This window comes from Kocuria sediminis, assembly GCF_009735315.1.
GTDB lineage: Bacteria > Actinomycetota > Actinomycetes > Actinomycetales > Micrococcaceae > Kocuria > Kocuria turfanensis.
Genome location: NZ_WOGU01000032.1, coordinates 1 through 8,759 on the forward strand (window position 1 = coordinate 1; position 8,759 = coordinate 8,759).

Genomic DNA, 8,759 nt, shown 5'->3' on the forward strand with positions numbered 1-8,759 from the left:
CTGCAGAACAGCACCGCCAAGAAGTCCTACGGCGGGCGCACCATCCTCATGGACGTCCCCCCGACCACCGAGGTCCCAGGCGAGCAGCCCACCGCCGCCGAGTTCGCCCAGGGCCCCCGGGACATCCGCGAGCGCGACGCCCGCACCGCGGCCGCCCACCACGGCGACAAGTACGGCAAGGCCGTCGAGTAGAGACTCCCACCCCGCAGAACGACCTCGGCCCCCTCCCGCACGGGAGGGGGCCGAGGTCGTTCTGCGGGAGAGAGGCGGGGCGGACCCGCTCAGGCGGTGGCGGGCTCCTTGGCGAAGACCGCCTCGACCACGCCGCGCGCCCACTCGAGGATCTCGCGGTCCACCAGGTCCTTGCCGCCGATCCGGGCGGTCTTCGGCTTGGGGATCAGCACCTGGGCGGTGTCCGTGCCGGGCACGGCCTTCACCTGCGCCCCGGGGTAGAGGCGGGTCAGGCGCATCTGCCGCGACTCGGGCAGGTCGGCCGGGGCGAAGCGGACCATGTTGCCCTGGGCGGCGACGTCGGTGAGCCCGGCCGCCCGGGCGGTCACCCGGAAGCGGGCGACGTCCAGCAGGTTCTGCACCGGCTCGGGGACCTCGCCGTATCGGTCCACGAGCTCGTCGGCGACCTCCTGGATCGCCTCCTCCGTGGCCGCGTTGGCGAGGTTGCGGTAGGCCTCCAGGCGCAGCCGCTCCCCGGGGACGTACTCGTGCGGCAGGTAGGCGTTGACCGGCAGCTCGATCTTCATCTCGGTGGGCCGCTCGTCCTCCTCGCCGCGGTACTCGGCGACGGCCTCCCCCACGAGCCGCAGGTACATGTCGAAGCCCACCCCGGCGATGTGCCCGGACTGCTCCCCGCCGAGCAGGTTGCCGGCGCCGCGGATCTCGAGGTCCTTGACGGCCAGCTGCATGCCGGCGCCGAGCTCGTTGTGCGCGGCGACGGCCTTGAGCCGCTCCAGCGCCGTCTCGGAGAGCGGCTTCTCGGCCTGGTAGAGGAAGTAGGCGTAGGCCCGCTCGCGGCCGCGGCCCACGCGCCCGCGCAGCTGGTGCAGCTGGGAGAGGCCGTAGCGGTCGGCGCCATCGACGATGAGGGTGTTGGCGTTGGCGATGTCCAGGCCGGTCTCCACGATGGTGGTGCAGACCAGGACGTCGAACTTCTTCTCCCAGAAGTCCACGATGATCTGCTCCAGCCGGGACTCGGACATCTGCCCGTGGGCCACCGCGATCCGCGCCTCGGGCACGAGCTCGGCGATCTCCTTGGCCTTGCGCTCGATCGAGGACACCCGGTTGTGGATGTAGAAGACCTGGCCCTCGCGCATGAGCTCGCGGCGCACCGCCGCGGAGACCTGCTTGTCCGTGTAGGCGCCCACGTAGGTGAGCACCGGGTGGCGCTCCTCCGGCGGGGTGGCCAGGGTGGAGGTCTCCCGGATCCCGGTCAGCGACATCTCCAGGGTGCGCGGGATGGGGGTCGCGGACATCGCCAGGACGTCCACGTTGGTGCGCATCGCCTTGAGCTTCTCTTTGTGCTCCACCCCGAAGCGCTGCTCCTCGTCGATGACCACCAGGCCCAGGTCCTTGAACTGGACCTCCTTGGACAGCAGCCGGTGGGTGCCGATGACCACGTCGACCGAGCCGTCCTTGAGCCCGGCGAGCGTCTCCTTCGTCTCCTTGGCGGTCTGGAACCGGGAGAGGGCGGCCAGGCGGACCGGGAAGCCGGAGAAGCGCTCGGTGAAGGTCTCGGCGTGCTGCTGGGCCAGCAGCGTGGTGGGCACGAGCACCGCCACCTGCTTGCCGTCCTGCACGGCCTTGAACGCGGCGCGCACCGCGATCTCGGTCTTGCCGTAGCCCACGTCCCCGGAGATCAGCCGGTCCATGGGGACCTCCCGCTGCATATCCGCCTTGACCTCGTCGATGGTGGTCAGCTGGTCGGGGGTCTCGATGTAGGGGAACGCCTCCTCCAGCTCGCGCTGCCAGGGGGTGTCCTCCCCGAAGGCGTGGCCGCGGGAGGCCATCCGGGCGGAGTACAGCCGGATGAGCTCGTTGGCGATGTCCTTGACGGCCCTCTTGGCCGCGCGCTTGGTCTTGTTCCAGTCCGCCCCGCCCATCTTGGACAGGGTGGGGGTCTCCCCGCCCACGTAGTTGGTGACCTGGTCGAGCTGGTCGGTGGGCACGAACAGCCGGTCCTTGGGGCCGTTGCGCTTGGAGGCGGCGTACTCCAGCACCAGGTACTCGCGCACGGGTTTGGGCTGGCCCGGCTTGGTCATGGCCCCGGCGATGGGCCGCTGGATGAGCTCCACGAACTGGCCCACGCCGTGCTGCTCGTGCACCACGAAGTCCCCCGGGGCCAGCGCGAGCGGGTCCACGGCGTTGCGCTTGCGCCGCACGGGCAGCTTCCGCATGTCCTTGGTGGTGTACGGGCTGGCCTTGCCGAGCAGGTCGGCCTCGGTGAGCAGCACGATCCGCGGCCCGTCCAGGGCGAAGCCCTTGCCGGCCACCGCGGTGGTCAGCTCCACGACCCCGGGCTGCGGCGGCTCCTCCAGCGACTCGCGGCGAGCGGCGGGGATGCCGGCGTCGTGCAGCAGCTCCGCGATCCGCGCCAGCGGGCCCGGGCCCTCGGTGACGGCGACGACGCGCCAGCCGTCGGCCACCCGTCCGCTGAGGAACTCCAGCATGGCCTCGACGTCCCCGTGGAAGCCCAGCGGGTCGCGGGCGGCCACGGTCAGGGTGTCGGCGTCGGAGTCCAGCAGGGCGATGTCCTCGGCGGCGGTGTCCGCGTCCACGTCCTGCCCGGCCACGGCATTGACGTTGAGGGCGGTGACCGCCCACCAGCCGAGCCCGGCGTCGAGGGCGGTGGCGCGGGCCTCGGCCAGGGTCTGGAAGGACCCGGAGGACAGGGTACGGCCGCCGTCGTCGCCGGTGGGCAGGACGTGCTCGGCGGAGCTGATGTCGATGGGCGCGGACAGGCCGTCGGAGGCGGAGTCCCAGGCGGCCAGGAGGAACTCCTCGTTGGTGGCCACGAGGTCGTGCGCCCGGGCCCGGACCTTCTCCGGCTCCATGACCACCACCAGGGAGCCCGGCGGCAGCAGGGACAGCATGGGAACCATGCCGTCCACCAGCAGGGGCGCCAGGGACTCCATGCCCTCCACGTAGATCCCGCCGGCGATCCGCTCGAGCATCGACTCGGCGCCGGGCAGGGAGTTCCTGAGCTTCGCGGCCCGGGACATCACGGACGGGGTGATGAGCACCTCGCGGCACGGCGGGGCCACGAGCCGGTCGGGGTGGTCCGTGCCGGTGAGGGTGCGCTGGTCGGCCACGGCGAACCAGCGCAACTCGTCCACCTCGTCGCCGAAGAACTCGATGCGCACCGGGTGGTCCTCGACCGGGGAGAACACGTCGATGATCCCGCCGCGCACGGCGAACTCGCCGCGCCGGGTGACCATGTCCACCCGGGCGTAGGCGGCCTGGGCCAGGGCGGCGACGGCGGCGTCGAAGTCCAGCTCCTCCCCGCGGGCGAAGCGCACCGGGGTCATCTCCCCCAGGCCCTCGACGACGGGCTGCAGCACGGAGCGGACCGGGGCGGTGAGCACCTGCACCGGGCGCTCGGGGTCGTGGCCGGCCAGCCGGCGCAGCACGTCCAGGCGGCGGCCCACGGTGTCCGAGCGGGGCGAGAGGCGCTCGTGCGGCAGCGTCTCCCAGGCCGGGAACTCCGCGATCCCCGCGGTGGGCAGGTAGGCGCCCAGGGCCGCGGCGAGGTCCTCGGACTCGCGGCCGGTGGCGGTGACGGCCAGCAGCACCGGGGCCCGGTCGTCGGCGGCGGCGCCGCGGGCGTCGTCGAGAGCACCGCGCAGCTGGGCGGTGATCACCGGGCGCATCCCGTCCGGGGCGCTGATCACGGTCTCGGGGCTGCGCTCCCCCGGCGGGAGGGCGGCCTGGGTGCGGAGGTTGGCGAAGGAGCGCTCCGCCCCGAGGGCGGCGAGCAGTCCGGACAAGGTCATGGGTGAGCTGTCTCCTGGGACGCTGAGGAAGGTGCTGGCAGAGCACACGGGCTGTGGAAGCCAACGTTCGCGGCCTCCAGCTTACTCCCGAGCCCGGACACCGGCCCGGGCGCGGCCTCGCGGGCCCGCCTACGATGGGGTCCAGCACCCTTGTCAACAACCCGCCCAGGAGTTCCCATGGCCGTCACCGCCTCCACCACCGTCCCCGCCCCCGTCGAGCAGGTCGTGGTCACCTTCACCGACGAGGAGTTCATCCGGCACGTGACCCACCGCGCCGGCGCCACCCTGGAGTCCGTCGACGTGGTGGGGGACGTGCAGGCCGAGTTCTCCGTGACCACCGTGCGTGCCATGCCCGCGGACCGCCTGCCCGAGATGGCCCGGAGGTTCGTGGGCTCCTCGGTGCGCCTCACCCAGGTGGACAGCTACGCCACCCCGGACGCCGACGGCGTGCGCATGGTCCGCACCGAGATCTCCGTGGCTGCCCTGCCCGTCTCCGGCAGCGCCACCCAGACCCTCACCCCGCAGGGCGAGACCACCGAGGTGCACGTGCACTGCGTGGTCCAGGCGAACATCCCGTTCGTGGGCAAGAAGGTGGCGGAGGCCGCCGAGCCGTTCATCGGCAAGGCCCTCTCCCTGCAGTCCCGGGAGGCCGAGGCCTGGCTCGCGAACCGCTGATCCGCTCCGCGGTGCGAACTCATCCGGGCGGTCCCGCGGACAGCGCGCTCCAGGTGCGGCCGTAGACTGACCCCTGATTTCCGACGACGACGAACAGGAGTCCACCGTGAGCGCGAGCGAGACGGACGGGCACGGTCCCGGGCTGGCCAACTTCCTCCGCAAGGACCTGGTGGGCGGTGTCCTGCTGCTGATCGCGATGCTCTCGGCGCTCGTGATCGCCAACTCGCCCCTGGCGGATGCCTACTTCGGGCTGCGGGACACCCACATCGGCATCGACTTCCCCGGCCTGGACCACACCGTGGGCGAATGGGCCTCGGAGGGCCTGCTGGCCATCTTCTTCTTCCTGGTCGGCCTGGAGCTCAAGACCGAGTTCGTGGACGGCGAGCTGCGCAACGTCCGCAAGGCCATGCTGCCCATCGTCGCGGCCTTCGGCGGCGTGATCGTGCCGGCGCTGATCTACGTGGCCGTCAACACGATCAACAACGGGGACCCGAGCACCATCGACGGCTGGGCGATCCCCACTGCCACCGACATCGCCTTCGCGGTCTCGGTGCTCGCCGTGGTGGGCTCGTCCCTGCCCGTGGCCATGCGCACCTTCCTGCTGACGCTGGCCGTGGTGGACGACCTGATCGCCATCGTCATCATCGCGTTCGTCTACACCGACGACCTCAGCACCCTGTACCTGCTGCTGGCGCTCGTCCCGCTGGGGCTGTACACCTTCCTGGCCCAGAAGTTCCCCGACTTCTTCATGCAGCACCACTGGGCCGCCTGGGTCATCCTGCTGCCCATCGGCATCGTCACCTGGCTGTTCGTGCTCGAGGCCGGCATCCACGCCACCATCGCCGGCGTGCTGCTGGGCTTCGCGGTCCCGGTCAAGAAGGTCACCCCGCGGGTGATCCGCCAGGAGGAGCCCGAGCTCGGCCTGGCCCCGGCCCTGGAGCACCGCTTCCGGCCGCTCTCCAACGGCCTGGCCATCCCGGTGTTCGCGTTCTTCGCCGCCGGCGTGGCCGTGGGCGGCGTGGAGGGCGTGACCCGGTCCCTCACCGACCCCGTGGCCATCGGCATCATCCTGGGCCTGGTCTTCGGCAAGCTGATCGGCATCTTCAGCGCCTCCTGGCTCATGGACCGCTTCACCCCCGCCACGAAGGACGACGACTACACCTGGCTGGACCTCGGCGGCCTGGCCATGGTCGCCGGCATCGGCTTCACCGTCTCCCTGCTGGTGGCGGAGCTGAGCTTCGGCATCGGCAGCCCCCACAACGAGCATGCCAAAGTCGGCATCCTCACCGGCTCGGCGATCGCCGCGGTGCTCGGCGGCACGCTGCTGACAGTCCGCAACGCCCACTACAAGAAGCTGCGCGCCCAGGGGGTGGAGGTCGACAAGATGGACGCGGTGTAACCGTTAGCCTGCTAGGCGCACAACCTCCGCAGGCGCTGGATGGCAGATTGCTGCGCGTATTGACGGTTCTTGGGCATTTTAGAGGGTTCGCTTTTGCCCTCGACTGCTGAATTACCCACCTCAGCCTGCGAACCAGCGCAGCTCGTCCACCTCATCGCCGAAGAACTCGATCCGCACCGGGTGATCCTCGACCGGGGAGAACACGTCGATGATCGCGCCGCGCACGGCGAATGCCCCGCGCCGGGTCATCATGTCCACCCGAGCGTCGGCGGCCTCGGCAAGGGTGGTCACGGCGGCGTCGTCGTTGAGCTCTTTGCAGCGGGCGAAGCGCACCAGGGACATGTCCCCAAGCCCTCGACGACGGGCTGCAACTCTAATCGGCGACTCCCGGCTGACCGTGCGCAACGCCCGTGCAAGGAATTACCCACCCGCGCACGGAGAGCGACGTGTTGGACGCTCCCGAACAACGCCAATTGGGTTCCGGCCGGGCAATTTCAAGTATGCGTTTGCGGCCGGCTACACCGAGACGCGAAATGGCGGGTGCGGAGTCCAGCGGGTCTAAGAGGTCGTTTCAGAGTGCGTTTGCCGTAGCTCTTGAGTGGGGACAAGCTCCCGACGAGCCTGGTGTGCATGATGACGAGTCTCGTGCCGGACTCCCTGTGGGTGCGAGTCGAACCGTTGTTGCCACCACGATCACCCCGGCGCTACAAGCACCTGGCACGCAAGCCGGCCAATGAACGGGCCACTCCGGTTGGAATCGTGTTCGTGCTCAAGATTGGAACCAGCTGCCGCAGGATCTGCTGGATGTCTCCGGAGTAAGCTGCTGGTGGCGCATGAGGGACTGGACCGAGGCCGGGGTCTGTCCAAAGCGGTACATGAGATGCTGCTGGTCGAGTCGCGCGCGGGCGAGGCGCTGGACCTGGACCGGTCCGCGGTGGACGGCTCAGACGAGCGAGCCCTCGAGAGGAAACCACATCGGACCCGGCCCGTCGATCTCGGTCGGCCCGACTCCAAGTATCACCTGATCGTCGACACCCACGGCATCCCGCTGCAGGCCAGCCTGACTGGAGGGAACCGCAACGACGTCACCCACCTGCTGTCGCTGGTGGACGCGATCCTGCCGATCCGCGGACTTCTTGGCCGACCCCGCTGTAAGCCGCGGGAGCTATTCGCCGAGCGCGGCTACGACCACGACGAGTACCGGCGATCACTGCGCGCCCGGGGAATTACCCCGCGCATCGCCCGGAACGTAGTCGTCCACGGCTCTAGGCAGGTTCAGCACATGAGTGGTCGAGCGTGGATTCGCCTGGCTCCAAGGCTGCAAGCGGCTGCGTACCCGTTTAGAACGCCGGGTCGATCTCCATCTCGGACTGGTGCAGGTGGCCTGCGTGCTGATCTGTCACCGACAACTCGGCGCATTGCGGAACGAGTTCTGAGGGGTAACCGCGACCGAACATTACAGCTCAGCTCTGGCCGCTGGTGATTTCGCAATCTAACGAAACATGTTCCCTTGCCCGAGTGGCTCTCATTAAAGTCGGGTAACCGTACGAAGGCTCCCATGAGGAGTCCTGGCACGCGTACGCACCGAGCTCCGGGGGGGTGGTGGGGAACATGAGTCTTGGGACGTTGCATGCGCAACTACATGACAGCCGAAATTGCCGCCGAGCACGAAAGTTTTCGCAATGACAGGAAAGCAACGAAAACCGAGGGCGCTCGCCAGACAGTGCGGAGCCGCAGTTTATCACGGGATCGAAAGACGCCTACCGCCTATTCCGCAAAGGTATTTCGCTTACGCCGTCCATCTCCGAAGAGTCCCGAATCTCAGGAATCCTCGAACCTTCAACGAGAAGATCTCCTGGCGGATGTTGTTCGATCGCCGCGATCTGCTGGCTATGAGTTGCGACAAGATCGCCATGAAGTCGTTGGCGGAGCAACGGGCCAGCGGTCTAGTACGTGTTCCTCGGGTCCTCTGGTCGGGGCGCGATGTAGGAGAGCTCGCCGAAACGTCCCTGCCGGATCACTGGGTGCTAAAGCCCAATCACCGCAGTGGACTTGTCCACTTCGGCCACGGCCCGGCGAATATTGACCGTCTTCGCGTTGAGACACGAGGTTGGGTCGATGAGGTCAAGTGGCGTGACGGTGGGGAGTGGGCATACAGCCAGGCGGATCCTGTCCTCCTCGTGGAGGAACTTGTCGGGGCTCCAGGAAGTCCTCCCCTGGACTACAAGTTTGAGGTGTTCGATGGCAAAGTGCAGCTCCTGATCGTGCATCTGGGTAGGTTCGACGACTTGCGCGGTTACTTGTTCGACAGGAACTTCAATGCGGTTGCCGCACAAGACGCCTCGGAAGTACTTCGCGAGTCGGACATCGTGACACGACCGAAGAACTTCGGTCGCATGGTGGAGGTCGCCGAGCGAATTGCGGATGGCTACGACTATCTCCGAGTTGATCTCTACGACACCGGCGACGACGTATGGTTCGGCGAAATCACACCGTACGAAGGTGGGGGTACGCAGCGCTTTCGACCGAGATCTTTCGACGAGTTCCTCGGGTCATACTGGACTTTGCCCACTTTGTGAAAATTCCCGGGCATATCAAGTTCTGGCGTGGAACTTCTGCTGCGCCTCCAGCAGTCCGTGGTCGACCAGGTGCTCGACCGCGTCGGCGGCGTCGTCGAGCAG

At 68.5% G+C, this 8,759-nt stretch carries 5 protein-coding genes and 2 pseudogenes; 5 read left to right on the forward strand and 2 right to left on the reverse strand.

The window, feature by feature from the left end; all coding sequences use genetic code 11:
• Nucleotides 1–192: pseudogene (locus tag GMA12_RS18380) on the forward strand (hypothetical protein); the annotation flags it as partial.
• Nucleotides 193–281: 89 nt separating this feature from the next.
• On the opposite strand, the gene mfd reads toward GMA12_RS18380, so the two are convergent.
• Nucleotides 282–4,004: a transcription-repair coupling factor gene (mfd, locus tag GMA12_RS17955; RefSeq protein WP_156270855.1), complete on the reverse strand. Its 3,723-nt coding sequence runs from the start codon at nt 4,002–4,004 to the stop codon at nt 282–284.
• A 177-nt stretch (nt 4,005–4,181) separates the two neighbouring features.
• Between mfd and GMA12_RS17960 the strand changes: the two genes are divergently transcribed.
• Nucleotides 4,182–4,679: a DUF2505 domain-containing protein gene (locus GMA12_RS17960; RefSeq protein ID WP_156270856.1), complete on the forward strand. Its 498-nt coding sequence runs from the start codon at nt 4,182–4,184 to the stop codon at nt 4,677–4,679.
• 106 nt (nt 4,680–4,785) lie between these two features.
• The gene (gene nhaA, locus GMA12_RS17965; protein ID WP_162460042.1) at nt 4,786–6,078 is read left to right on the forward strand and encodes a Na+/H+ antiporter NhaA; all 1,293 of its coding nucleotides are present in this window, start codon (nt 4,786–4,788) and stop codon (nt 6,076–6,078) included.
• A gap of 120 nt (nt 6,079–6,198) precedes the next feature.
• On the opposite strand, the gene GMA12_RS17970 is transcribed toward nhaA, so the two are convergent.
• On the reverse strand, nt 6,199–6,420 hold the full coding sequence (locus GMA12_RS17970) for a hypothetical protein (protein ID WP_156270857.1): 222 nt from the start codon (nt 6,418–6,420) through the stop codon (nt 6,199–6,201).
• 288 nt (nt 6,421–6,708) lie between these two features.
• Here GMA12_RS17970 and GMA12_RS17975 point away from each other — a divergent pair.
• Nucleotides 6,709–7,514 (forward strand): annotated as a pseudogene (locus GMA12_RS17975) (IS5 family transposase).
• A 246-nt stretch (nt 7,515–7,760) separates the two neighbouring features.
• Complete coding sequence (locus GMA12_RS17980; protein ID WP_156270858.1) at nt 7,761–8,657, forward strand: ATP-grasp fold amidoligase family protein; 897 nt, start codon at nt 7,761–7,763, stop codon at nt 8,655–8,657.
• Nucleotides 8,658–8,759: the final 102 nt, after the last annotated feature.